This is a genomic window from Pseudomonas sp. 05N431, from assembly GCF_056397005.1.
Genome location: NZ_JBFTMN010000002.1, coordinates 1 through 25,217, shown reverse-complemented (window position 1 = coordinate 25,217; position 25,217 = coordinate 1). Strand labels below are relative to the sequence as shown.

The window sequence follows — 25,217 nt, the reverse complement described above, 5'->3', positions numbered from 1 at the left end:
GCCGACCCGAATCCAACCATTGCGTGGGCGGGGCACAGAACTCCGCAGCAAGCCTGAGAGGACACACCGTGAGTCATTTACTGGATCAACTGCGGTTTTTCAATCGCAAGCAAAACGAGTTTTCCGACGGTCACGGCGAGACCCGCAAAGAGTCTCGCGACTGGGAGAACGTCTACCGTTCGCGCTGGCAGTACGACAAGATCGTGCGTTCCACCCACGGGGTGAACTGCACCGGGTCTTGTTCGTGGAAAATCTACGTCAAGAACGGCTTGATCACTTGGGAAACCCAGCAGACCGACTACCCGCGTACCCGCAACGATCTGCCTAACCATGAACCCCGTGGTTGCCCGCGTGGCGCCAGCTATAGCTGGTACATCTACAGCGCCAACCGGCTCAAGTACCCGAAAATCCGCAAGCCATTGCTCAAACTCTGGCGTGATGCGCGGCAGACCCTGGCGCCAGTGGAAGCCTGGGCCAGCATCGTCGAGGACAAGGTCAAGGCCGACTCCTATAAAAGCAAGCGCGGCATGGGGGGCTTCATTCGTTCCAACTGGGAGGAAGTCAACGAGATCATTGCCGCGTCCAATGTCTACACCATCAAACAATATGGCCCCGACCGCATCGTCGGCTTTTCGCCGATCCCGGCCATGTCGATGGTCAGCTATGCGGCCGGTTCGCGTTACCTGTCGCTGATCGGCGGCGCTTGCCTGAGTTTCTACGACTGGTACTGCGACCTGCCACCGGCTTCGCCGATGGTCTGGGGCGAGCAGACCGACGTGCCGGAATCGGCCGACTGGTACAACTCCAACTACATCATCGCCTGGGGCTCCAACGTCCCGCAGACGCGCACCCCGGACGCGCACTTCTTCACCGAAGTCCGTTACAAGGGCACCAAGACTGTCGCCATCACCCCCGACTATTCGGAAGTGGCCAAGCTCACCGACCTGTGGCTGAACCCTAAACAAGGCACTGACGCAGCGCTGGCCCAGGCGTTCAATCATGTGATCTTCAAAGAATTCCACCTGGACAAACCGAGCGCTTATTTCACTGACTACGCCAAGCGCTTCACCGATTTGCCGGTGCTGGTGCTGCTCAAGCAAATGCCTGACAAGGCACCGGGTGCCGGTTACCAGCCGGACCGTTTCTTGCGCGCCAGTGACCTGACCGACAACCTTGGTCAGGAAAACAACCCTGAATGGAAAACCATCGCCCTGGATGTCAACGGTGAACTGGTATCCCCTCAAGGTTCCATCGGCTATCGCTGGGGCGAGAAGGGCAAGTGGAACATCCTCCCTCGTGAAGGCGGCGAAGGCCGCGAGATTGATCTCAAGCTGAGCCTGATTGGCGATGACGTCGCCGAAGTGGCGTTCCCGTATTTTGCCGGCGAATCCCACGAGCACTTCCAGCACGTTGCTGGCGATGCCGTGCAATACCGCCGTGTGCCGGTGCATAACGTGGTGCTGGCAGACGGTAGCGTCGCTAAAGTTGCCACCGTGTTCGACCTGTCGGCAGCCAACCTGGCTATCGACCGCGGTCTCGGTGGCGCTAACGTCGCCAAGGATTACAACGACGCTTCGGTGCCGGGAACTCCAGCCTGGCAGGAGCAGATCACTGGCGTCAGCCGTGAGAAAGCGATCCAGATCGCCCGTGAGTTCGCCGACAACGCCGACAAGACCAAGGGCCGCTCGATGATCATCGTCGGCGCGGCAATGAACCACTGGTACCACATGGACATGAACTACCGCGGGCTGATCAACATGCTCATGCTCTGCGGGTGTGTCGGTCAGACCGGTGGCGGTTGGGCGCACTACGTTGGCCAGGAAAAGCTCCGTCCGCAATGCGGCTGGCTGCCCCTGGCGTTCGGCCTGGACTGGAATCGCCCACCCCGTCAAATGAACGGCACCAGCTTCTTCTACGCCCACAGTTCGCAATGGCGCCACGAGAAAATGAGCATGCACGACGTGCTCTCGCCGCTGGCCGATAAATCGCAATTTCCCGAGCATGCGCTGGACTACAACATCCGCGCCGAACGTGCCGGCTGGTTGCCCAGCGCACCGCAACTCAATACCAACCCGCTGCACATTTGCCGCGATGCCGCCGCAGCCGGCATGGACCCGAAAGACTACGTGGTCAAGTCGCTGCAGGATGGTTCGCTGCGCTTCTCCTGCGAGCAGCCGGACAGCCCGGTGAACTTCCCGCGCAACATGTTTATCTGGCGTTCGAACTTGCTGGGCTCCTCGGGCAAGGGCCACGAGTACATGCTCAAGTACCTGCTCGGCACCAAAAACGGAGTGATGAACGAAGACATCGGCCAGGTCGGCGATTGCAAACCTGAAGAAGCCGAATGGGTGGACGAGGGTGCCATCGGCAAACTTGACCTGGTCACGACGCTGGACTTCCGCATGTCCTCGACCTGCGTCTACTCCGACATCGTCTTGCCGACCGCAACCTGGTACGAAAAAGACGACATGAACACCTCGGACATGCACCCGTTCATTCACCCGTTGTCGGCGGCTATCGACCCTGCGTGGGAATCGCGTTCCGATTGGGAAATCTACAAAGGTATTGCCAAGGCCTTTTCCAGCATGGCCGAAGGGCATCTGGGCGTTGAGAAGGACCTGGTGACCATTCCGCTGATGCACGACAGCGTCGGCGAACTGGCCCAGCCGTTTGGCGGCACCGACTGGAAAAGCGCCGGCGTCGCACCGATACCGGGCAAGAACGCGCCGAACCTGCACGTGGTCGAGCGTGACTACCCGAACATCTACAAACAGTTCTCCTCGCTGGGTCCATTGCTGGAAAAGCACGGCAACGGCGGCAAGGGCATCAGCTGGAACACCGATGACGAAGTGAAGTTCCTCGGTGAACTCAATCACCACGAAGGGGCTGCCGGGATCAGTCATGGTCGGCCGAAAATCGACACGGCGATCGATGCTGCGGAAGTGATTCTGTCCCTGGCGCCGGAAACCAACGGCCATGTCGCCGTAAAGGCGTGGGCCGCGTTGTCGGAATTCACCGGCATCGATCACAGTCACCTGGCGTTGTCCAAGGCCCATGAGGCGATTCGTTTCCGCGACATTCAGGCGCAGCCGCGCAAGATCATCTCCAGCCCGACCTGGTCGGGGCTCGAAGACGATCACGTCAGCTACAACGCCGGCTACACCAATGTTCACGAGGCGATCCCATGGCGCACCATCACCGGCCGTCAGCAGTTCTATCAGGATCACCCGTGGATGCAGGCGTTCGGCGAGCAACTGATGAGCTATCGGCCGCCGGTCAACACCCGGACCATCGAAGGTGTGAAAGGCAAGCGCAGCAACGGCGAGACCGAGATCGTCCTGAACTGGATCACTCCGCACCAGAAATGGGGCATTCACAGTACCTACAGCGACAATCTGCTGATGCTGACCCTCAGCCGTGGCGGGCCGATTGTCTGGCTCTCGGAAGTCGACGCGAAACGCGCCGGCATCGAGGACAACGACTGGATCGAGTGCTTCAACGCCAACGGCGCACTGACCGCCCGGGCGGTGGTCAGCCAGCGGGTCAAGGAAGGCATGGTGATGATGTACCACGCCCAGGAACGGATCGTGAACGTGCCAGGTTCAGAAACCACCAAGACCCGTGGCGGCCACCACAACTCAGTCACCCGGGTGGTGCTCAAGCCGACCCACATGATCGGCGGCTATGCCCAGCAGGCCTACGGTTTCAACTATTACGGCACGGTCGGCTGCAACCGCGATGAATTCGTCGTGGTGCGCAAGATGGCCAAAGTCGACTGGCTCGATGGTTCAAGTGGCGATGACCTGCCACGTCCCCTGCCGACCGATATCGAGGAGAACTGAGATGAAGATTCGCTCACAAATCGGCATGGTTCTGAACCTGGACAAATGCATCGGTTGCCACACTTGCTCGATTACCTGCAAAAACGTCTGGACCAGCCGCGAAGGTATGGAATACGCCTGGTTCAACAACGTTGAATCGAAACCGGGGATTGGCTATCCGAAAGAATGGGAGAACCAGGACAAGTGGAAGGGCGGCTGGATTCGCAACGCCAACGGCACGATCAACCCGCACATCGGCGGGAAATTCCGGGTGTTGGCGAACATTTTCGCCAACCCTGACCTGCCGAGCCTCGACGACTACTACGAACCCTTCGACTTCGATTACCAGCACCTGCACACCGCGCCGCTGGGCGAGCACCAGCCAACAGCGCGGCCGCGTTCGCTGATCTCCGGCAAGCGCATGGAGAAAATCGAGTGGGGCCCGAACTGGGAGGAGATTCTCGGTACCGAGTTCGCCAAGCGCCGCAAGGACAAGAACTTCGACAAGATCCAGGCGGACATTTACGGCGAATACGAAAACACCTTCATGATGTATCTGCCGCGCCTGTGCGAGCACTGCCTCAACCCGACCTGCGCGGCGTCATGCCCGAGCGGGGCGATCTACAAGCGCGAAGAGGATGGCATCGTCCTGATCGACCAGGAAAAATGCCGTGGCTGGCGGATGTGCATCAGCGGTTGCCCGTACAAGAAGATCTATTTCAACTGGAAAAGCGGCAAGTCCGAGAAATGCATCTTCTGCTACCCGCGTATCGAAGCCGGGATGCCGACCGTTTGCGCCGAAACCTGTGTCGGCCGTATCCGCTACCTCGGCGTGCTGCTGTATGACGCTGATCGCATCAGCGAAGTGGCGAGCACCGCCAATGAGCAGGATCTGTACGAGAAACAACTGGAGATCTTCCTCGACCCGAATGACCCGGGGGTGATCCGTCAGGCCTTGGCCGATGGTGTGCCGCAGTCGGTGATCGACTCTGCGCAACGTTCGCCGGTCTACAAAATGGCCGTGGACTGGAAGCTGGCGCTGCCGCTGCACCCGGAGTACCGCACCTTGCCGATGGTCTGGTACGTACCGCCGCTGTCACCGATCCAGAATGCGGCGACCGCCGGCACCGTGGGCATGAACGGGGTGATCCCGGATGTCGACAGCCTGCGTATTCCACTGAAGTACCTGGCGAACCTGCTGACAGCGGGCGATGAAAAACCGGTCAAGCGTGCACTTAAACGCTTGCTGGCGATGCGCGCCTACAAACGCTCCGAGCAAGTCGATGGCGTCCAGGACCTGCAAGTGCTGAAGGATGTCGGCTTGAGCGTGGCCCAGGTCGAAGAGATGTATCGCTACCTGGCGATCGCCAACTATGAAGACCGTTTTGTGGTGCCCAGCGCCCACCGTGAAGACGCCATGAGCGATGCTTTCGCCGAGCGCTCCGGTTGCGGCTTCAGTTTCGGCAGCGGCTGTAGCGGCAGCTCCGACACCAACATGTTCGGTGCCAAGAAAGCTAACCGCCGCGACATCCTGAAAACCGTCCAGTTGTGGGAGGAATGAGCATGCAAATTCTCAAAGTGATTTCGCTGCTACTCGACTACCCGACCGAGGCATTGATTGGCGGTCGCGACGAGCTGGAGCAGGCGATCATTGAGTCCAGGGAAATCAGCCCCAAGCAGCGCGGCGCGTTGTTCGAGTTGCTGGAGCTGATCTGCGCCAATGACCTGATGGACGGACAGGAGCACTACGGTGCGCTGTTCGGCAGGGGGCGTTCGCTGTCGCTGCTGTTGTTCGAGCATGTGCACGGTGAGTCCCGTGACCGTGGTCAGGCGATGGTCGACATGATGGCGCAATACGAAGCCGCCGGTTTTGCCATCGGCGTCAAAGAGCTTCCGGACTATATCCCGCTGTATCTGGAGTTCCTTTCTACTCGCGAAGACATCGAGGCCCGCGAGGGCCTGGCGGATGTTGCGCACCTGCTGGCCTTGCTCGCGGCGCGTCTGGATGAGCGTGAAAGCGCGTACGCCAGTTGCTTCCGCGCGCTGCTGCAAATTGCCGGTTCCGAGCCGCATCAGGCAGTGGCCGACCTGCGGGCGCAGGTGGCTGCCGAACCGCGTGACGACTCGCTCGAAGCCCTCGACAAGATCTGGGAAGAGGAGGCCGTGGACTTTCTCCAGGCCGAACAGCAGGACCATTGCAGTTCGCTGCCAAGCGCACCGGGCAAGGTCCGGGAAGAAAGCGCAGTGCCGTTGCACTGGGTGGATTTTCAGCATGAAGGGTTGGCCGCCGTGCCGGCCAAGGAGGTAGGCAATGTCTAAATGGAACCTGTTGTTGTTCGGGATCTATCCCTACATCGCCCTGGCTATTTGCCTGATTGGCAGTTGGGCCCGCTTCGATCTGTCGCAGTACACCTGGAAGGCAGGCTCCAGTCAGATGCTCAACCAGCGCGGCATGCGTGTGGCGAGCAACTTTTTCCACATCGGGGTGTTGTTCATACTGGCCGGGCACTTCGTCGGCCTGTTGACCCCGGCGTCGGTTTACCACCATGTGATCAGCACTGAGAACAAGCAGCTGCTGGCAATGGTCTCAGGCGGGCTTTTCGGTCTGTTGTGCCTGGTTGGCCTACTGATGCTGGTCAATCGGCGGCTGAGCGATCCACGGGTACGCGCTACTTCCAGCACTTCGGACATTCTGGTGTTGCTGGTGCTGCTGGCGCAGTTGCTGCTCGGTCTGCTGACGATTGTGGCGTCCACTGAACACATGGACGGCTCGGTGATGGTGATGCTCGCCGATTGGGCGCAGAACACCGTGCTGTTGCGGCCGATGGAAGCGGCGGCGTCCATCGCGCCGGTCGGCTTGACCTACAAGCTGCATGTGTTTCTCGGTTTGACCCTGTTCGTGCTGTTCCCCTTCACCCGTCTCGTACACATGATCAGTGCACCGGTCTGGTACTTGGGGCGTCGTTATCAAATCGTTCGTCAGAAGTTCTGAGGAGACAATCATGTCAGGTGGATGTGGATGTGGTGGCGGTAACGGGGGCAGCGGTGGCTGCGGTTCTTCCAAGCAAGCGGAGCCCGATGTTGTGGATGTCGCGCCGACCGGGGCGGTGCAGTTTGACGCACTCCCGGTTGCGCCGGCGGCCCATGACGCCCCGGCGCAGTTGATCGCCAGCAGTGAGCAGGAGTGGCCGATCATCAGCGTCAACGCGGTGTCGATCACCCCGGAAGCGATGGCTCAGGAACTGCAATATCACCCGGCGGAAAGCCGTGAGGAGGCGGTCTACCTGGCCGCCAGGGCGCTGGTGATCCGCGAGTTGTTGCAGCAACGCATTGCCGAACTCGGCGTGTCGCTGGAAATCGGCTCCGGTGAGAACGAAGAAGAAGCGGCCACGCGCTTGTTGCTTGAGCGTGAGGTGCAGGTGCCTCAGTGCGATGAGGAAACCAGCCTTCGTTACTACGAAAACAATCGCGGGCGCTTTCACAGCGCGCCGTTGCTGGCGGTGCGGCACATCCTGCTCGAATGTGCGCCGGACGATGCCGAGGCCCGCGCGCTTGCGCATGTTCAAGCTGAAATTCTGTTGCAGCGGCTGGAGAATTTTCCCGGCAGTTTCGCTGAGATGGCCGTGAAATATTCGGCCTGCCCGTCGAAAGCTCAAGGCGGTTCTTTGGGGCAGATCAGCAAGGGTCAGACCGTACCTGAACTGGAGCGTCAGCTGTTCACCCTGGCGCCGGGGCTGGCGAGTAAACCGCTGGAAAGCCGTTACGGTTGGCATGTGGTCAGTGTCGACCAGCGGATCGAAGGCATGCCGTTGCCCTATGAAGTGGTGTCGACGGCGATCCGCACGCAGTTGCAGCAAGGTGTCTGGCAAAAAGCCCTGGTGCAATACCTGCAAACCCTGATCGGTGCGGCGGATATTCGCGGCATTCACTTGCAGGGCGCCGACTCACCGCTAGTGCAGTGAGCCTTGGGGTAAACGGGGAGATGTGATGAACGCTGTCATGCAGGATGGTTTTGGACGGCAGATCGACTATCTGCGGATGTCGGTGACGGACCGTTGTGATTTTCGCTGTGTGTATTGCATGGCGAAAAACATGACGTTTCTGCCGCGTCAGCAGGTCCTGACGCTGGAGGAGCTGCAGCGTCTGGCGGCGCTGTTCGTCGGCCAAGGTGTTCGCAAAATCCGCCTCACCGGCGGCGAACCGCTGATCCGTCCCGGTATTGTCGGGCTGTGCCGCAACATCGCCGCTTTACCCGGTTTGCGCGAACTGGTGATGACCAGCAACGGCTCGCAACTGGGCCGTTTGGCCCGGCCGTTGGCGGAGGCAGGGGTCAAGCGGATGAACATCAGCCTCGATAGCCTGGACGGGCAGAAGTTTCGCGCGATCACCCGCAACGGCGATCTCGATCAGGTGCTGGGTGGCATTGAAGCAGCGCGGGGCGCGGGGTTCGAGCGGATCAAACTGAACTGCGTAGTGATGAAGGGGCGCAACTTCGATGAAGTCCCGGCGTTGGTGCAATACGCCATCGATCAACGCATCGATATCAGTTTTATCGAAGAAATGCCCTTGGGTGATGTTGGCCGCGCGCGTGGCGAGTCGTTTTGCTCCAGTGACGAAGTGCGGACATTGATCGCCAGTCGTCATCGGTTGCTCGACAGCACCGAAAACAGTGGCGGGCCGGCACGCTACGTTCGCCTGGAACGCCATGACGATACCCGGATCGGTTTCATTTCACCCAACAGCCACAACTTCTGTGGCAGCTGCAACCGGGTGCGGATGACCGTTGAGGGGAAGCTGTTGCTCTGTCTGGGGCAGGACGATGCCCTGGATTTACGTGGATTACTGCGGCGTTACCCGCTGGATGACCAGCCCCTGATCAATGCGGTGCAGAAGGCCTTGCGCGGCAAGCCGCTGCGCCACGACTTCGGCCCCGAAGGGGAGGTGCAGATTGTGCGGTTCATGAACATGAGCGGCGGTTGAAATGTTCTGCACGGTTCGCAAGAACACAGATGATCCAATGTGGGAGCGGGCTTGCTCGCGAAAGCGGTCTATCAGTCAACAATGATGTTGAATGTGATGGCCTCTTCGCGAGCAAGCCCGCTCCCACATTGGGTCCTCGCTTGCCACTGGATCTATGTCGTCATCGGGTGTTTTTTTCACCGGCAAATCTTGACGTTGGTCAATTGCAGAACAGCGCTTTGTCCGTAGTCTTCACTGCATGTTGTGTTTGTTTGTCTGCAAACATCTATATGTAGTATCTGGAGGCCAAATGCAGAGCACGCTGATCTCAGTTGGATGTAACCGCTTGCACAAGCGCGATGGCAGTCTGGTTGCCTTCGATGCCGACAAGATCCGTCAGGCATTGATCGCTGCCGGCAAGGCAACCGGGGAGTACACCGACGTTGAAGCCGAAGGCTTGCTCGAAGCGGTACTCGCCCGATTGGAAAGGCAGCCAAGGCTGCATGTCGAGCAGATCCAGGATCGTGTTGAGCGGGTGCTGATGGACGCCGGTTTTTTCCTCGCCATGCGTGCTTACATCGTTTATCGCGAACAGCACGGGCGTTTGCGTCGCGACCGCCGGACCCTGGTCGAAGTGGCGACGTCGATGAACGAGTACCTGGACCGTGAAGACTGGCGAGTCCAGGCCAACGCCAATCAGGGCTACTCACTGGGCGGGCTGGTGTTGAACGTGTCGGGCAAGGTCACCGCCAACTACTGGCTGGACGAGGTGTACAGCGAGGCGATCGGCCACGCTCATCGAGAGGCGGATTTGCATGTACATGACCTGGACATGCTGGCCGGTTACTGCGCTGGCTGGTCGCTGCGCACCTTGTTGCACGAGGGCCTTAATGGTGTGCCCGGACGTGTTGAAGCCGGGCCGCCGAAGCACTTGAGCAGTGCCCTGGGGCAAATGGTGAATTTCCTCGGCACCCTGCAAAACGAATGGGCCGGCGCCCAGGCCTTCAGCTCGTTCGATACCTACCTGGCGCCGTATGTGCGCAAGGACCAACTGAGCTATCCGGAGGTCCGCCAGGCGATCCAGGAGTTCATCTACAACCTCAATGTGCCGTCACGCTGGGGCACCCAGACGCCTTTCACCAACCTGACCTTCGACTGGGTGTGCCCGCAGGATCTGCGCGAGCAGATACCCGTCATCGGCGGGGAGGAAATGCCGTTTGCCTACGGCGACCTGCAAGTCGAAATGGATGTGCTCAACCGCGCCTACATCGAGGTGATGCAGGCTGGCGATGCGAAAGGGCGAGTGTTTACCTTTCCGATTCCGACCTACAACATCACCCATGACTTTCCATGGGACAGTGAAAACGCCGACCGTCTGTTCGAGATGACGGCGCGTTACGGTTTGCCTTACTTCCAGAACTTCCTCAATTCGGATCTGCAGCCCAATCAGGTGCGTTCGATGTGCTGCCGGTTGCAGTTGGATGTGCGCGAGTTACTCAAGCGCGGCGGTGGCTTGTTTGGCTCGGCGGAACAGACCGGATCGCTCGGCGTAGTGACCATTAACTGTGCGCGTCTGGGCTATGTGTTCAAGGGTGATACCAGTGGTTTGCTGAAACGGCTGGACACGCTGATGGAGCTGGCGATGGAGAGCCTGGAGGTCAAGCGCAAGGTCATTCAGCATCACATGGATGCCGGTTTGTACCCTTACACCAAGCGCTACCTGGGCACCTTGCGCAACCATTTTTCCACCATCGGTCTCAACGGCCTGCATGAAATGCTGCGCAATTTCACCGGTGATAAGGAGGGCATGCACACCGAGCAGGGCCGCCAGTTTGCCTTGAAACTGCTGGACCATGTGCGCGCTACCTTGCTGCGTTTTCAGGAAGAAACCGGTCATCTCTACAACCTGGAAGCGACACCGGCCGAAGGCACTACCTATCGCTTCGCCAAGGAAGACCTCAAGCGCTACCCCGACATTCTCCAGGCCGGCACGACGCAAGCGCCGTATTACACCAACTCTTCGCAACTGCCGGTGGGCTACACCGACGATCCCTTCGAAGCCCTGGAACTGCAAGACGAACTGCAATGCAAATACACCGGTGGCACGGTCTTGCATCTGTACATGGCCGAGCGGATTTCCTCGACCCAAGCCTGCAAGCAACTGGTGCGCAAAGCCCTTGGGCGTTTCCGCCTGCCGTACCTGACCGTGACCCCGACGTTCTCCATCTGCCCGGTGCACGGCTACCTCGATGGCGAGCATGAGTTCTGCCCCAAGTGCGACGAGGCACTGTTGCTACAAGAACAGAAAACCGGCGTTGTTCACTGATTTTTATCCACTCAATTGCAAGGAAATTCACCATGACTGCATCGCAACCACTGCCTCAGGCTCAACGTCAACGCTGCGAAGTCTGGACCCGCGTGATGGGCTATCACCGTCCTATGTCAGCGTTCAATCCGGGTAAACAGTCGGAGCACCGCGAGCGGGTGCACTTTACTGAAAGCGCGGCGCTGGTTGGGCGCCAATGAGTCGAACGCTTTGGGTTGGGGGCATGGTGCCCCTGACCACTATCGACTATCCGGGACAGCTCGCCTGTGTGTTGTTTTGCCAGGGTTGCGCCTGGCGTTGTCGTTATTGTCATAACCCGCAGCTGATTCCCCCTCGTGGCAGTGAGGAAGTGGATTGGCGGCGGGTGTTGGCGTTTCTGCAACGTCGTCAGGACCTGCTCGATGCCGTGGTGTTCAGCGGCGGTGAGCCGACTCTGCAGGACGGCTTGCTCGGTGCCATGGATGAAGTGCAGGAAATGGGATTTCGCATTGGCTTGCACAGCGCTGGCATCAAGCCTGCCGCCTTCGCCAAGGCACTGACCGGTGCTGATTGGGTCGGCTTCGATATCAAGGCATTGCCCGAGGATTGCCAGGCCATCACCCGGGTCGAGGGCAGTGGAACGGCAAACTGGCGCAGCCTTGAGTATCTGTTGGCCAGTGGTGTGGACTACGAATGTCGCACCACCGTGCATTGGCATCTGTTCGAGCCGGCGCGTCTGCTGATCCTGGCCAAACGCTTGAATGCACTTGGCGTCAAACGCTTCGCCGTACAACTGGTTCGCACCGAGCGGATGTTCGATCCGCTGTTGCCGAGCGTTTCGGCACAAGCCTTGCTGCCAGAGTTGTGGGGGGCCATGCGCGAGTTGTTCCCAGTCTTCGTGCTACGGGGGTAACGGGGTTTGGGGGAACTCAAGCCCAGCCCCAGAACTGCAACCACCAGCCAAACCCGATCAGGCCGTTGGCGAGTAACAGGCAAACGCCCCCCGACCCGCGCCGAACCAGGGAAATATCTTCGTGCTTCAGCCGTTTCCAACCCAGCAGCAGGCTCCACCCCATGGCGGCCAATAACAGACAGGCCCTGGCGGGTTGTACCCACTCCAGCAGCAGACCTTCATAACGCAGTAATTTGACGGTGGTGGCCGACAGACCGAGAAACAGTCCGGCACCCCCCAGAGGCGTGAGTGTCAGCGCCAGAGGCCAATACAGTGCGCGATCTCGCGCCAGTCGGGCCGTCAGTCGCAGAAGCAGCATCAACGCTGCGCCGAGCATGATCGAACTCAAACTCAAGTAAGCGACGATGCTGAAGCCGTCGAGCCAACTGAAGCTGTCGTTGAGTTGCGGGTAATGGGTGAGCAACCACCAGGGGGCATTGTCCTGCAGGGCCCAGAGCTGGTTGTGTTCGACCAGCCACTGGGCCAGGTGTTGTTTGAGGGCGATAAACCACGGGCTGACCGTCCACTGAAACGCGCCCATGGCCAAGCCGATCACGCCGAACAGCAGCAAGCGTGTATCCCAAGGGGACAGCGTCTGCGCGGTTGCGTGAAGAATCTCCTGATTGCTGGAGCGGGCGATCAGTTGAACGGCACCGCGTTGCCCGCTGCAGCGTCCGCAGGCGTGGCAATCACTGGCGCCTTGCAGGCGGCGGATATCGAGCAGGGGAGCGCAGTTGGGCGGCGGCAGGCGTGGTGCAGCATTCTCTATCCAGCGTTGTTCATCGACCTGAAAATGCATAGGGGCCAGCCGGGCGAGCAGGGCGAAGACGCCGCTGACCGGGCACAGGTAACGGCACCAGACCCGTTTGCCCCGGGCGAACAACAACCCAACGATGACCGCAGCGACGGTCGAGCCACCCAGAATCAACAGCGCGGCCTGGGCGTAGTCATAAACGCTGATCAACTGGCCGTAGAGGGTTGTCAGGCAGAACGCCAATGTGGGCCAGCCGCCCCAGCGCACCCAACGCGGCACACCCAGGCCTTTTCCGTAATGGCTGGCCCACTCGCTGAGCGAGCCTTCCGGGCACAGAACGCCACACCAAAGTCGACCGAAGAACACCATCGACAGCAACACGAACGGCCACCAGATCCCCCAGAATAGAAACTGCGCGAGCAAGGTCAGGTGGTCGAGTATCCGCGCCTGGCTGTCCGGTAGCGGCAATAGCGCCGGGGTCACCAACAGCACTGCGTAAACCAGTACGACAGCCCACTGCACGGCCCGAATGACGGACGCATGGCGACGCATCCCGTCACCCAGGCGCTGGAGCCATTGATTGTGGCGGCTCAGGTCGGGCATGGCAGGTTGTCCGCAGTCTGTTGCCGTAGCCAGCCGCCGACGACCAGCCAGTAACCGACCCACACCAACAAGGTCAGGCCACTGGGGGTTGCCCGATAACCAGCAAAACTGGCCAGAAAGCCACCCAATCCATGGCTGTCGTTCAACAGTGTGCTGCTGTCCCAAAGCGCCTCGCCAACGATGCTGTACACCTGCTCTGGAAAATCGAGGACGAGCAGTTGGCCGCCGATTCGCTCGGTGCTGCTGACCAGCAACGCCGCGCCGAGCATGAGCAGGACGACTTCGCTGATGGCAAAGAATCGCTGCCATGAAATGAACCGGCGACTGCTGTGTAGCAGGGCAAGGGTGAGTGCCGATAGCACCAGCCCCATGACGCCACCGACCGCAAACAAACCGAGTTGCGGGCCTCGCAAGCGGGCGCCAACACCATAGAGAAATACTACGGTTTCGCTGCCTTCGCGGCCGACGGCGAGCATGGCCAGCAGCAACAGCCCCAAGCCGCCTCGCCGGGCCAGATGGCTATCGGCATGTCGTTGCAAGTCAAATTTCAGCGTGCGCCCGTTGCGATGCATCCAACCAACCATTTGCACCATCAACAGGCTGGCAATCAACGCCAGTGCTACCTGGAACCATTCACTGGCTGAACCGCTCATGGCCTCACCGGCAAACAGAATCAGCACCGCCAGCAGGCCCGAGAGCATCAATCCCAGCATCACACCGGCCCACAGATATTTGACCAGGCGATTGCCTGGACCTTGTTGGCTGGTCCAGGCCTGGAGAATGCCGATCACCAGCAGCGCCTCGACGCTTTCGCGCCAGACGATGAACATTGATTGATTCATGGAAACTCCGTGCAGGTGCGGGTTATTTCGCGAGAATGCCGCCCTCGGGCAATTGCGGATTGAACTCGTCGAAAAAGGGGTAGTGGCCGGGCCTGAGCGGGTGAATCACGACGAAGGTCGTCACGCCCGGCGACAGTACTTTTTCAACCCGCAACGGCGTGCTCTCGAACTCGGCCGGCCCCTGACCGCTATTTTTCAGGACGATCTTGAAGCGCTGTCCGGCCGGAACCTCGAGTAATGCAGGGGAGAAGTGGCCATCGCGCAGGATCAGTTCGTAGCTCGGCAAATCGGCATGGACGGTCAACGGCGCAATGGCTCCGGCCACCATCAGCCAGGCAAGCGGCAGGCGCTTCATTCAATAGCCACCTTTTTTACCGATGCCGGCGTAGATGAACTCGTAGTGCAGTTCGCAGCGTTCGAACCAGGGCGCTACACCGGTTTCCTTATCGGTATGACGCCCGAGGGAGCCGTGACCGGTGGGGGGGAGCACGGTGAAGGTCAGCCGATATTTGCCCGGTCCCAGCAGCTTCACATTGTCGCCATAGTGCGGGCCGTCATTGGCGACCATGGCATGGAAGTCGCCCTTGATTTCGTCCGGGTTACCCGCTCGGCTCAAGTTGAACGAGACATTGAGGTAAGGCACGAAACTACCTTCCTGAAAGCCCTGTCGATTGTCCGCGGTGGCCCGAATGTCGGCTTCCAGGTGAACATCGGAATCGACAGTCGCCCGCATCATGCCCGCCGGGGCCATCTCGATGGGTTGCAGATACACCGCCCCGACTTCCAGTCCCTGACACAGCTGGGGTACCCCGATCGGGTACTCCTTCGCGTGAGCCAGCGGTACGAGCAACAGCAGGGCGAGTGAGAGGTGGGTACGCATAAGGTCTTCCTGGGCACTAACGAGTAGGAACCCGAGTCTAGGAAGCTTTTCTGCAAATAATAATGATTACTATCAAGTTTCGAGCACTTAAACCGATCGCTTGTCACGCTGGCGAAAGCGCTGGGCGCGCTCGACGCTGTGGGTCATCTGTGCCGCCGCATGAACGGACAGTCGCTCGATGTTGATTCTTGATATCGATCAAGGGTGGTTTTGCACAAAGGCTGTAGGTTGCAAAAACGTCTCTCAATGATTGGAGATCGACATGGCCAAGAACTTCCCCGTCAACCCCAAGCACCCCGAGCGGATCTGTTGGGGATGCGACCGGTATTGTCCAGCCAAGTCCCTGGCGTGCGGCAATGGCTCCGACCGTACGATGCATCCAGCTGAGCTGTTCGGGGAAGATTGGCATCTGCCTGGCGACTGGGGTATCGAGTCCCTCATCGTCACAGACAAGACAGGGAATGAAGGCATCTAGCGCAAGCCCGGAATGGTCGTGCATAACAGCAGTCTTCCTCGCATGGCGAACCTTCAAGGCAGTCACACTGAAGCTGGGACGCCAAACCTCGCTTTCTCAGATTGATCGCATCTTTGCTAAAGACGTTTTGCCTTTGCTGGGTCCTCTACCCATCGCCGAGATTTCTCGTCAGCACTTGATCGAGTTGCTACGCAGAATTGAGAGTCGTCAGGCGTTCACTACGGCAGAGAAATGCCGGACCTGGTTCAACCAATTGTTCCGCTATGCGATGGTTGAAAAAGGGCTGATGACCAACCCCTCGGCAGACCTTGATATTGTCGCGATTCCCAAACCGCCGGTGACGAACAATCCCTATTTGCTCATGGAGGAGATACCTCTCTTCCTGCAAAAGTTACGTACCTACGGAGGCAGCACCACAACGATTTTGGGTTTACGCTTGCTGTTCCTCACGGGTGTGCGGACCGGCGAGTTGCGCTTGGCTGTACCTGAGCAGTTCGACTTGGTACGAGGAATTTGGACAATACCCGCTGTGATCGTTAAGCAACTGCAGGTACGGTTAAGAAAGGAGGGCAGTAAGATCCCGCCTTATGTAGTTCCGCTCTCGCGTCAGGCGATCGCGATCGTTCATGAATTGTTAAAACTTAGACGTCCAGCTCAGCGCTACTTGCTCTCTCATCGCAGTGATCTATCAAAGCGGATCAGCGAGAACACCCTTAATACGGCGATCAAGCGTATGGGCTACGAAAGGCAGCTCACAGGTCACGGAATTCGCGCAACGCTCTCTACCGCGCTCAACGAGCTTGGTTATGAGGACAAATGGATTGATGCGCAGTTGTCTCATGCGGAGCCCAACAAAATCCGAGCCACTTACAACCATGCGCTGTATGTCGAACAGCGTCAGCGGATGATGCAGGATTGGGCTGACCAGCTTGATCGATGGGAGCGTGGGGAGAAGGGTATCGTCGCTGCACCTGCGCCGAATCTATCGGGTGAGTTGGACATGATTGCGGAATACTTGAAGAGGCTGTCTGCTGGTGGAAGTCCTCCGCTTGGTGGTGCCATGGGGCGTGAGCGTGCGGCGTTGTCACGGAGGCTTTAACATGCCAATTACCTTGGACTGATTGGGGTAATCGCTGCCATCGATTAGTGGGGGTGGTTGCCTCGCGGTGCAGGAAGTTTGCAACTGTCCCAGCGCCGCGTTGGTGATTGATTGTGCGCTTACAGACGTGACATCGGTATATTGAGAATCCAACTACAAACACAAAGGAGTTTGCTCAATGGCCGTAATCGACTACCGCCCAACTGGAGTTTTAGGCCATGGCCCAGTTGACTTAACCTTTAGTTATCTCGGGCCAGCGGGGGGTTAGCGTTGATGCTAATTTCCCTCAGACAAGGGTATTGATCCAGCGGATGCATCGATGCTATTCGAATCTCGCACAGGGCTTGAAACCTGGCCTGCTCTTGTCACTTCAGGTTACGCATGCTCGACTCTCATTACCGAACGGCGAAGTAGTGTCAGGTGCTGTAAGAGAAGCTAAATCGGGAGATGGTGGTGAGTATTTCGAATTAGTTATACCTGGCATGCAGTAATCATCGAAAAGGATCCCCCACCGGGTCCGGTGGGGGATCAAGGTCACCAGTGATGAATGACGTTGGCCACGGTGAACCCACCGACGACGATGGCCACCAGTAAACTGAGAAACGGAATCAGGGGACTGTAGGGTTTCACTTGGTCGGCCCAGCCGAGGGTGAGAATTTGGAGGGACAGGAAGAGGAACGAGAGATAGTCGAACATGGACGGTTTTTCGATTGGTCCCTGTATTTATCGTCCTCGACGTCGGCCTGACCAATTTTCTGTGCCGGAACTGAAAAAAACTTGAAAACCGAAAAAGATCGGTGCCGGCTAAAGCTGCGGCACGAATCCACGAAAGCAGCCCGACAACAACGTTATTTACACGCAGAGTTAACGGAATCGGGGGGGAAGCTGTGGAAGAGGCAGAAGATACGCGGCGTGCCTGGAGTTACAACGCCTCAGTAGAAGCGGGCTTGGAACCCTGGTCGTATGCTTATACCGATATTCCGGAAGGTACGTGGCAGCTCGTCTCGACTTTAAAGTTTGGTCAAATAAGACAGCCGCCGGCCACCTTGTGTGTTGCTTCACATCGCTCGTTGATGGTTGCCGTTATCGACTATCGGTATTCCCCGGCCGGTGCTACACGCCGAAAGATGGCGGCATTGATTTTCCACAACCAGGGCTAGATGGGCAGACGTTTCTGGTGGAAGTTGGCAGAACCGCGAAAGGAGAAGTCTCATGGCTCGGGGCGGAATTCGATGAGCAGTCCTGAGGCACGGAGTGACTTGATGTCGCCAACAATAAGGAAAAGATTGAACATGAGTACCGAGAACAAATTCTGTGAGTGGTTTGGTCACCGTGACGAGAGTACCGGGTCCGATAGAAGTAACGACTTTCCATCCGAAGGGTTTGTTTGCGTTCGTTGTGACCACACCCACAACGTGAACGAGTGGGGCGGCCCGCCCCCGGCACCGAAGATCCGCACGGTTGGTCTATTCTTCCTGGCTGTGCTCGGCGCGGCGGCGCTGTATTTCCTGACGACGCACAATTGAGAGGAAAGACCGCTGGCCTACAGCCCGCCACTGTTGCGGGCTTTTGTAGTACCAGGATTGGGTCGGAAAAATGGAAGCCGAGGCTATCCGCGGGTCTCGGCAAAATGGTGTGAAACGAATAGGGGAGCCGGCCATGGTAGATGGATACGAAAAAATTGAAGAGGGCGATATCGTTGATCACAAGCTATTTGGCTTGGGCAAAGTTCAGGCGGTTGACGGCCCGGTTTACGGTCTTGGCGAAACAGGTACCGGAAGTGGTTATCGAGTAACTGTTGCATGGAATGATCCGGAGCGTCGGGAAAGCTCAGTAATGAGCTGGGCCTTGAAGAGAATTTCGTCTCCAGACACTCGACCATTTATCTATTGGGACAAGAAATGGCAGCCGTTGCGGGTGGAATGGTTGAGATCCTGTCGTGAAGTCGAACAGTTATGCGCAACCTTCGATCCTGCCCCGGACGGAGAAAAGCTAGCTGAAGCCATGAAGGCCGAAGCTGTGGCATGGGAAAGGATGAGCACATTTTTCGTCAATCCATATGTATAGGAAAAGGATCCTGAACAACCAGCCCCATTCTTCGTAGTGCCGCCATAGACATATGGGATGTTGGAGCTTGACCAGTCGTGGGCTGCTAGCTTCACAGCTGCCAGCTGTGCTGGGGTAAGTCATAATCCAATTGGATCAATGAAATTTGTCGGGTTTTCCGATACATAGGTACATATAGTCCAACGAATTTATTTGCCGCGACTCCTCCAGCTACCAAATAGCCGTGAGATAATAAGGCCGCCTATGAACCCAATCCAAAACAATTTTTTTCGATCTGCCCATTCGGGATAATTGTTTGCCCAATGCACTGCCAGCAAAATCATCCCAGTAAAATAACAGCCTGACAACAATGTAGCTATGCTATAGCCAACTAAGTGTTTGAAGCTTATGGCGCTAGGGTTAACCTCATTCCTATTTAGGGTTTGGGCAATTAAAGCAAAGCAAGTATATGAAACAAATGTTTGAGAAATGGCGCCAAAAATTCCAGCGACACATAAAAGAATTGAAAATAATTGTTCGCTCATTTGTTGCACCCGCAGTCAGAACTTCCAGGGGATACACTCGCTATTGCTGCCCCGGCTCCAGCACGGCCCAGTACAAGTGCGTTTGCATTCGCGGCAGTCAATGCTGGGTCGGATAGCCATGGACTCAGATCTTTTGCAAACCAAAATGGGTTGCTCATTTTCCCTGCTACACCGCCACCTATTGCACCTGCAACTCCGCTAACAGCTACGCCGGTTAAATCAATTGAATTACCGTTAACTTCCTGAGTGGCAGCGTAACCACCGATATTCGTAATCGCTCCTGTCACCATTGCGCCGATGGTCGTTGTTCCAGTGATTGGCAACATAGCACCTGCAACTGCTCCTGATATCCCAGCGATTATTGCGTCCCTCCAATGCACACAGCCAAAATTCCCGCCGTTGTCAAACAACTGATAGCCTGCGTTGCCGAAAAAACCTGCGATTCCACTAACTGCACCTGTAACCAAGAAAATCGGGAAATTTCCTGACGGGTCGGTGAAGCTGACCGGGTTCCCGTTTACATAGGTATACGTATTTATCCCTCCCGTAAGGCCAATCGGATCTCCCGAGATAAAACGCCCAAAGCCCGGAGAGTAATACCGTGCCCGATAATAATAGAGGCCCGTGCCATCATTCTCCCGCCCGGTGTACTGCTGGCTATTAGCACTGGCGGAGCCGCTGCTGCTGGTCTGGCCATAAGGGTTGTAGGTGTATTGCGTTGTGGATGCTCCAGTGCTGTCGGCGAGCGCATGGGTTGAACCCAGCGCATCAGCCAAATAGCTGTAGGTGCTGCCACTGGCTTCGGTGCGGCTGAATACTTCATCCAAACCGCCCGTGAGGAGGTTGGCCTGAACCGTGGGGGTGACGGCACCGGTCAGCTCTTGCACCAGGTTTACACCGTCGAAGACATAGCCGGTGGTTTGGCCTGCAATCGTCTTCTGGCTTCGTCTGTTGGCCGCGTCATAACTGAAGCTGCCGGACGTGGTGCCCGTGAGCGTGCTCAGGCGCTGGCGCGAATCCCAAGTGTAGGTGTTGCTGCCGTCGCTGGTCATATTGCCGTTGGCGTCATACAGCAAGGTGGCACCGCTCCATGCGGTCAGCTGGTTAGCGGCGTTGTAGCTGGTAGCGCTCACGGCACTGGGGAGGGTGGTGCGAGCCAAGCTACCGCCAAGCTGTACTCGTTGACCGGCGTTGTCATAGCCGTAGCTCAAATTGCCCAGGTTGGTGCCGCCCTTGGTGTAATTGAGGTTAATAAGTTGGCCGGCGTTATCGTAACCGTAACTGACGGTCACCCCATTGGGCAGGGTCAAGGTGGCACGACGGCTGTCTGCATCATAGGTGAAGGCCGCACTCTGGCTGCCGTTGCCGAGATTGGTCAGGCGATTGCTGACGTCGTAGGTGTAATTCACTGCGGGCTGGCCCGTCACCGTCATACTGGTGCGACGATCAGCGGCATCGTAGGCGTAGGAGACGGTACCTTGGGACGTTGTCTCGCTGAGCAGATGATCCAGATTGTCATAGCTGCGAGTGATCGTGCCGCCTTGAGTATCCGCGATCTGTGTCAGACGGTTGCCACCATCGAAGGTGTAGCCCACGGTGGCATCCGGTGCGGTCAACGAGGGGCCACTGCCAATCAAGGTTTGCCCGAATGCTGATTGCGTGCGCCGATTCAAGGCGTCATAGGTGTAGGTGGCGATGACGCCGTTGCGGGCGGTCCACTGTGTCACATTACTCAAGCCGTCAAGGGCATAGCTTTGCGTCGCGTTCAACGGATCGGTGTAAGACACGCGGCGATCGCGAGCATCGTAGCTATACGCATGAACTCCGCTCTTGGCGTCGGTGACGCTCAGGAGGTTGCTGTTCGTGTCGTAAGCAAAGCTGGTAACGCTTCCTAGCGGGTCCGTAACCTTGGTTTTACGGTCCAGTGGATCATAATCCATCAGGGTACGGCGCCCCACTGCATCAGCGATTGCCATGACACGACCCACGTTATCGGTGAAGTAGCTGGTGGTTCGCCCCAATGGGTCGCTTACGCTGGCGAGATCTCCAAGAGAATAGCTGAGAGCAGTATTTGCTCCAGTAGGATCGGTTATCTGGGTCACCCGCCCTTGGCCATCCGAGGTGAATTTCACGGCGTTGCCCAAGGGATCAGTAATCTGCGTCAGACGTCCCAGACTGTCATAGCTGTAGTTGGTGGTATGGCTCAGGCCATCGGTGTGACTGGTCAGTTGATTGAAGGTGGAGTTGTAGGTGTAGCTGTCCGTCACGGCCTGTGATGTTCCTTGCAGTCGGGTCACGCTGGTGAGGTTGCCGGCACCGTCGTGTGCGTATCCGGTCACTCGTCCCAGGGCATCGGTGACGGAGGTCACCATGTTGGTGGTGGTGTCGCGTTGGAGGCTATAGCTTTGCTGCTCGGGCAGACCTAGACCGTAGGTGTTTGTCGTGACGTAGCCGGCCCCATTAAATGCCAAGCGTTCGATATTACCGCGAGGGTCTGTCACGTCTGTCTGGGTTACTTGGCTGCCACTGAGTGTGTAGGCAAATTGGTAGGTACCTGCAACAGGACTTCCAGGGCCAAGGATTTGCTGGGAGACCCGGCCATTCGCATCATAGCTGTTGCTGAGGAGAACATTGCCGTTGGGCCGGGTGATGGTCAGCATCTGGTGGGAGCTGTCGTACGTATACGTTTCCACGCCGCCATTGGCGTCGGTTACGGTCGAAAGATTCCCGTTGCTGTCATAGGTGTAGCTGACCGTACGACCCATATTGTCAGTGGCCTGCGTAATACGGTTGCTCGAGTCATAGGTGAAGCTTATCCAGCGCCCATTGGGTGATGTCACCTGTTGCAAGTTACCGTTGGTGGCTCGCATCAGTGTGATCGTGTTACCAAGGCGATCCATGGCTTGGGTCATCGCTGCTTTTGCCAGCGTGGGGTTGTTTTCTGCATCCGGGAACCACATTTGCGATCCATCTTTTATCTTCAGCAGCCACGGCCAAGTGCCGCCGACCCACGAGATGGTTGCCCCCTGATACCGATCGAACGGGGAGCTATTGTGTTGGTACACCGCACCTACGTAACTCGTGCCCGACGAGATCCGGTTGAAGTGGATACGCTGGCCATCCGAGAGAATCAGATCCTGGTAGGTCCAGGGACTGGTATCGCCGACCATGAAAATGTCATACACGTGGTTGGTGCCAATGCCGAAGGCGCGCGACCGCGTATCCTCGGAGAGGTAGGTGCGAGTCAAGGTCAGCGGGAGAGTATCGGCGACCATCAGATCGGTGTGCGGATAGGTAAACAATCCCGTAGACGTATCCACGGGCTCGGCTTTGTCGCTCGAAGCAACCCCCGGCGATTGGTTACCGCCTCCGGCGGTGGGGTTTTTGGCTGGCGCCAGGGACGGCAAACTGACCATGGCTCCCGTGAACTCGTAAATACCAACCCCATCACCTGGAATAACCTGTTTGCCGGTCGCGGAAACTAGCCCCTCACCATAAACGTACCAGCCTTTGTAAACGGGATCGTAAGTCCAGAAGTCCATCTTCGAGCCAGACGGGAGGCCGTTGTAATTGGGATAGATGATCCGTGCCGCCTGAAAGCTCTTGGGGTCAATGGCTTGTAGATTCGCGCTGCCTGGTTGGATGGTGAAGTACACCGGGATATCGTGTGTAGGGAGCGGAAATGGTGTCCGATCAACAGGAATCGGGGTGATACTGACAGAGGTGACAACCTTACCGTCGATATCGCGAATGACCGTTCCTTTGGGGATGTGCAACTCCAAACCTGGAATAAGAGGTGTGGTGACAGTCACTTCATTGGTTGTCGGCGACGACAGACTCACGGCATGTTGCGTATCGGTACGAGGCAACCAAATGGTGTATTGCAGGGACTGTGTTTTGCCATCCTGAGAAATAACGACCAAGTCATCAAAAAAGCCATAATGACGGCCCGGCTTGTCGGCGCCCGAGCCATCGATTCTCAGCGTTTGATTTCCGGTGTTGATACCACTCAACAGAAAGCGGCCGGTCGCGTCTGTGGTAGCGATTTGTGCGCCCACTTTCAATTTCACACCTACAGCCGCTTTGCCGTTCATCAACAGTACCTGACCTGCCAGTGCAGTAACCCCCGAGGGTGCCTGCAAAGGTGGTAGATCCTGCAAGGAGGAGGGTGGGCGTTTGGCGCGCCAGTCCCCCGTGAAATGTTCCGGGCCCGGGATCCAGTCTTCAGGTCCGTTGTTAGCCATGTCGGGACTAGGAGGAGTAGCCGGCGGTTTGGTTTGGGCATCGAGGGCGTCAGAGGAGTGGGTGCCGATTGATGCGGTATTGGCGGTCAGGGCCTGCGTGGTAAAGCTATACCCAGTGAGTGGGAGTTGAGTGCCGCTCGCATCCGAGGAACCGCTGATGAAGACGCTGTAGTGTGTGTCCGGCAATAGTTCCTGCGTTGGTACAAAGAACACAACTCGCCCGCCCTCCACGGGAGTGACCGTGCCGGTAATTTGACCGGTCGGGCCGATCACCGTCACGGTGTTGCTGGTCAGTGACGTCACCGCCATTGGCTTGGAAAAGCGCAGGCTGATCCAACTGCTGACAGCAACGGCGTTGGCATTGTCAGCAGGCAGACTGGCTTGTACTTGCGGCGGGCTTTGCAGGGATTGCGGCGTCGGTAACAAGCTGGACCGGTGATCCTCCAGCGAAGAGAATTTCTGCTGGGCCGGGTCATAAAGCTCGCTCCCCGTCACCGGCTGACCACTTTGATCTTTGCCACCCTGGATCAGGATGGAATCCGCAGGCAAGGTTTGCGCAGTATGCCCATAGCGAGCACTCAATAAGCCGGTGGGCAGTTGATCCACCGTTCCCGTACGGGGATCCCACACTTCGGCGCTGGACAGCACCATATGTTGCGCCGACAGGCCACCCACCAACAGCACGCGACCATCCAGCAACAGGGTGGCCGTATGCTGCGAGCGCGCTGTAAAACCAGCACCGGTAATAAGCTGGGTTTGCTGTTTTTGAATGTTAATGCGCTCAGCTTGGCTAAGGATGCTGTTGTCCACTCCTACGCCGCCAACAATGAGTACTGTGCCATCGGGCAATAAGGTAGCCGTATGGCCTCGGCGCGGCACCTTCATGCTGTTCGCAAAACGGGTGTGGGTGTTAGTCACTGGATCGACCAAGGTGAGTGTCGCCAGTGTTACGCCATTATCTGCGCCGCCGCTAAGCAGCCAACGACCATCAGCCAACAACGTGGCGGCTTCCTCGCTATAAAGCGTAGGCACACTGTTGGATGGTGCGATCGTACCGGGGCCAATTGCCGGCGCAGCGATCGTCTGGGAGGTTGCCATGATCAGCGCAAACCAAGCGATCAGCAGTAACAAGCAATGCTTTACTCGCCGTAACCAGATCTCAGAATTTGAGGATGCATCGCAACCGAAATAATTCCTTTCCATGGTGCTTTACCTCAAGGATTGGTCACGCTGACATTAATGGATCCCACGTTGGCAGCCGATGGATCGATATAGATCGTATAGGTGCCGGTAGTGGGGAGAGTCTGGGACGCTAAGTTAAAGCTGGCACTGCTGGACGAATTCGACGTCAAGGTCGTGTTGTCGGGCTTTTTCAAGGTAACTAACACGGAGCCGATGCTGTTGTTCGCCAAATGAACCGTTGCCGTCTGGCCCGAGGTTCCACTGAAAGTCACGCTCGCATTTTGCCCCTCAGCTGTTGTGGTGACGGTCAAGGTGGAGCCATTGATCGTGACAGAACCTGTCACATCCGCCGGAACGCTGGTCAGGTGGAACGTCATGCTGCCGGTGTCGCTGCTGGTCGGGTTGAGGTAGATGGTGTAGGTGCCCGTGGCCGGCAGCGTCAGGGTGTCCGTGTAGGATCCTGTCGACCACAGGTTGGAATAAATGTTGCCATTACTGGTGCTGGCGTTA

General features: G+C 57.7%; 20 protein-coding genes and 1 pseudogene. 13 read left to right on the top strand and 8 right to left on the bottom strand.

Annotated features, from left to right (window positions below):
• Positions 1-68: 68 nt before the first annotated feature.
• From AC1DIG_RS03090 to AC1DIG_RS03050, 9 genes are all read left to right on the top strand, one after another.
• Positions 69-3,842 carry a nitrate reductase subunit alpha gene (locus AC1DIG_RS03090; protein WP_477766097.1) on the top strand — a complete coding sequence of 1,258 codons (3,774 nt, stop codon included), beginning with the start codon at positions 69-71 and terminating at the stop codon, positions 3,840-3,842.
• Between the two features lies 1 nt (position 3,843).
• Entirely contained in the window at positions 3,844-5,382 is a 1,539-nt protein-coding gene (gene narH / locus AC1DIG_RS03085; protein ID WP_477766096.1) for a nitrate reductase subunit beta, read from the top strand.
• A 2-nt stretch (positions 5,383-5,384) separates the two neighbouring features.
• Complete coding sequence (gene narJ, locus AC1DIG_RS03080; protein ID WP_477766095.1) at positions 5,385-6,140, top strand: nitrate reductase molybdenum cofactor assembly chaperone; 756 nt, start codon at positions 5,385-5,387, stop codon at positions 6,138-6,140.
• Entirely contained in the window at positions 6,133-6,813 is a 681-nt protein-coding gene (gene narI / locus AC1DIG_RS03075) for a respiratory nitrate reductase subunit gamma (RefSeq protein WP_216744473.1), read from the top strand. The genes narJ and narI overlap by 8 nt, the downstream gene beginning before the upstream one ends.
• A 10-nt stretch (positions 6,814-6,823) precedes the next feature.
• Positions 6,824-7,783, top strand: coding sequence for a peptidylprolyl isomerase (locus tag AC1DIG_RS03070; protein ID WP_477766094.1), 960 nt, complete (start codon positions 6,824-6,826; stop codon positions 7,781-7,783).
• Positions 7,784-7,808: 25 nt separating this feature from the next.
• Positions 7,809-8,801 carry a GTP 3',8-cyclase MoaA gene (moaA, locus tag AC1DIG_RS03065; RefSeq protein ID WP_477766093.1) on the top strand — a complete coding sequence of 331 codons (993 nt, stop codon included), beginning with the start codon at positions 7,809-7,811 and terminating at the stop codon, positions 8,799-8,801.
• A gap of 289 nt (positions 8,802-9,090) precedes the next feature.
• Positions 9,091-11,106 (top strand): ribonucleoside triphosphate reductase, encoded by a 2,016-nt coding sequence (locus AC1DIG_RS03060; protein ID WP_477766092.1) that lies wholly within the window; start codon positions 9,091-9,093, stop codon positions 11,104-11,106.
• A gap of 32 nt (positions 11,107-11,138) precedes the next feature.
• A complete protein-coding gene (gene nrdD / locus AC1DIG_RS03055) occupies positions 11,139-11,306 on the top strand; it encodes an anaerobic ribonucleoside-triphosphate reductase (RefSeq protein WP_477766091.1) in 168 nt (55 codons plus the stop codon).
• Positions 11,303-11,998 (top strand): anaerobic ribonucleoside-triphosphate reductase activating protein, encoded by a 696-nt coding sequence (locus tag AC1DIG_RS03050; protein WP_477766090.1) that lies wholly within the window; start codon positions 11,303-11,305, stop codon positions 11,996-11,998. The genes nrdD and AC1DIG_RS03050 overlap by 4 nt, the downstream gene beginning before the upstream one ends.
• 16 nt (positions 11,999-12,014) lie before the next feature.
• Here AC1DIG_RS03050 and AC1DIG_RS03045 read toward each other — a convergent pair whose 3' ends face one another.
• From AC1DIG_RS03045 to AC1DIG_RS03030, 4 genes are read right to left on the bottom strand one after another with little or no spacing between them, the layout of a single operon-like run.
• On the bottom strand, positions 12,015-13,394 hold the full coding sequence (locus AC1DIG_RS03045) for a 4Fe-4S binding protein (RefSeq protein WP_477766089.1): 1,380 nt from the start codon (positions 13,392-13,394) through the stop codon (positions 12,015-12,017).
• On the bottom strand, positions 13,382-14,236 hold the full coding sequence (locus AC1DIG_RS03040) for an FTR1 family iron permease (protein WP_477766088.1): 855 nt from the start codon (positions 14,234-14,236) through the stop codon (positions 13,382-13,384). The genes AC1DIG_RS03045 and AC1DIG_RS03040 overlap by 13 nt, the downstream gene beginning before the upstream one ends.
• Positions 14,237-14,258: 22 nt before the next feature.
• Entirely contained in the window at positions 14,259-14,591 is a 333-nt protein-coding gene (locus AC1DIG_RS03035; protein ID WP_477766087.1) for a cupredoxin domain-containing protein, read from the bottom strand.
• Positions 14,592-15,116: an iron transporter gene (locus tag AC1DIG_RS03030; RefSeq protein WP_054596886.1), complete on the bottom strand. Its 525-nt coding sequence runs from the start codon at positions 15,114-15,116 to the stop codon at positions 14,592-14,594.
• Between the two features lie 262 nt (positions 15,117-15,378).
• On the opposite strand from AC1DIG_RS03030, the gene AC1DIG_RS03025 reads away from it, so the two are divergent.
• Together AC1DIG_RS03025 and AC1DIG_RS03020 are read left to right on the top strand one after the other, a co-directional pair.
• Positions 15,379-15,591, top strand: coding sequence for a DUF3079 domain-containing protein (locus AC1DIG_RS03025; protein WP_477766086.1), 213 nt, complete (start codon positions 15,379-15,381; stop codon positions 15,589-15,591).
• A gap of 31 nt (positions 15,592-15,622) precedes the next feature.
• Positions 15,623-16,591 (top strand): annotated as a pseudogene (locus AC1DIG_RS03020) (tyrosine-type recombinase/integrase); the annotation flags it as partial.
• A 633-nt stretch (positions 16,592-17,224) separates the two neighbouring features.
• On the opposite strand, the gene AC1DIG_RS03015 reads toward AC1DIG_RS03020, so the two are convergent.
• On the bottom strand, positions 17,225-17,386 hold the full coding sequence (locus tag AC1DIG_RS03015; protein WP_477766085.1) for a hypothetical protein: 162 nt from the start codon (positions 17,384-17,386) through the stop codon (positions 17,225-17,227).
• Positions 17,387-17,982: 596 nt separating this feature from the next.
• Between AC1DIG_RS03015 and AC1DIG_RS03010 the strand changes: the two genes are divergently transcribed.
• Both AC1DIG_RS03010 and AC1DIG_RS03005 read left to right on the top strand, forming a co-directional pair.
• Positions 17,983-18,216, top strand: coding sequence for a hypothetical protein (locus AC1DIG_RS03010; protein ID WP_477766084.1), 234 nt, complete (start codon positions 17,983-17,985; stop codon positions 18,214-18,216).
• A gap of 70 nt (positions 18,217-18,286) precedes the next feature.
• The gene (locus AC1DIG_RS03005; protein ID WP_477766083.1) at positions 18,287-18,757 is read left to right on the top strand and encodes a hypothetical protein; all 471 of its coding nucleotides are present in this window, start codon (positions 18,287-18,289) and stop codon (positions 18,755-18,757) included.
• A 188-nt stretch (positions 18,758-18,945) separates the two neighbouring features.
• Here the strand turns inward: AC1DIG_RS03005 and AC1DIG_RS03000 are convergent, their stop codons facing one another.
• The 3 genes from AC1DIG_RS03000 to AC1DIG_RS02990 form a co-directional block, all read right to left on the bottom strand.
• Positions 18,946-19,281: a hypothetical protein gene (locus tag AC1DIG_RS03000; RefSeq protein WP_477766082.1), complete on the bottom strand. Its 336-nt coding sequence runs from the start codon at positions 19,279-19,281 to the stop codon at positions 18,946-18,948.
• Positions 19,278-24,728: an RHS repeat-associated core domain-containing protein gene (locus tag AC1DIG_RS02995; protein ID WP_477766081.1), complete on the bottom strand. Its 5,451-nt coding sequence runs from the start codon at positions 24,726-24,728 to the stop codon at positions 19,278-19,280. Before AC1DIG_RS02995 ends, AC1DIG_RS03000 begins: the two co-directional genes overlap by 4 nt.
• Positions 24,729-24,739: 11 nt before the next feature.
• Positions 24,740-25,217: hypothetical protein (locus tag AC1DIG_RS02990; protein ID WP_477766080.1), on the bottom strand; the 478-nt coding region annotated here is incomplete at its 5' end.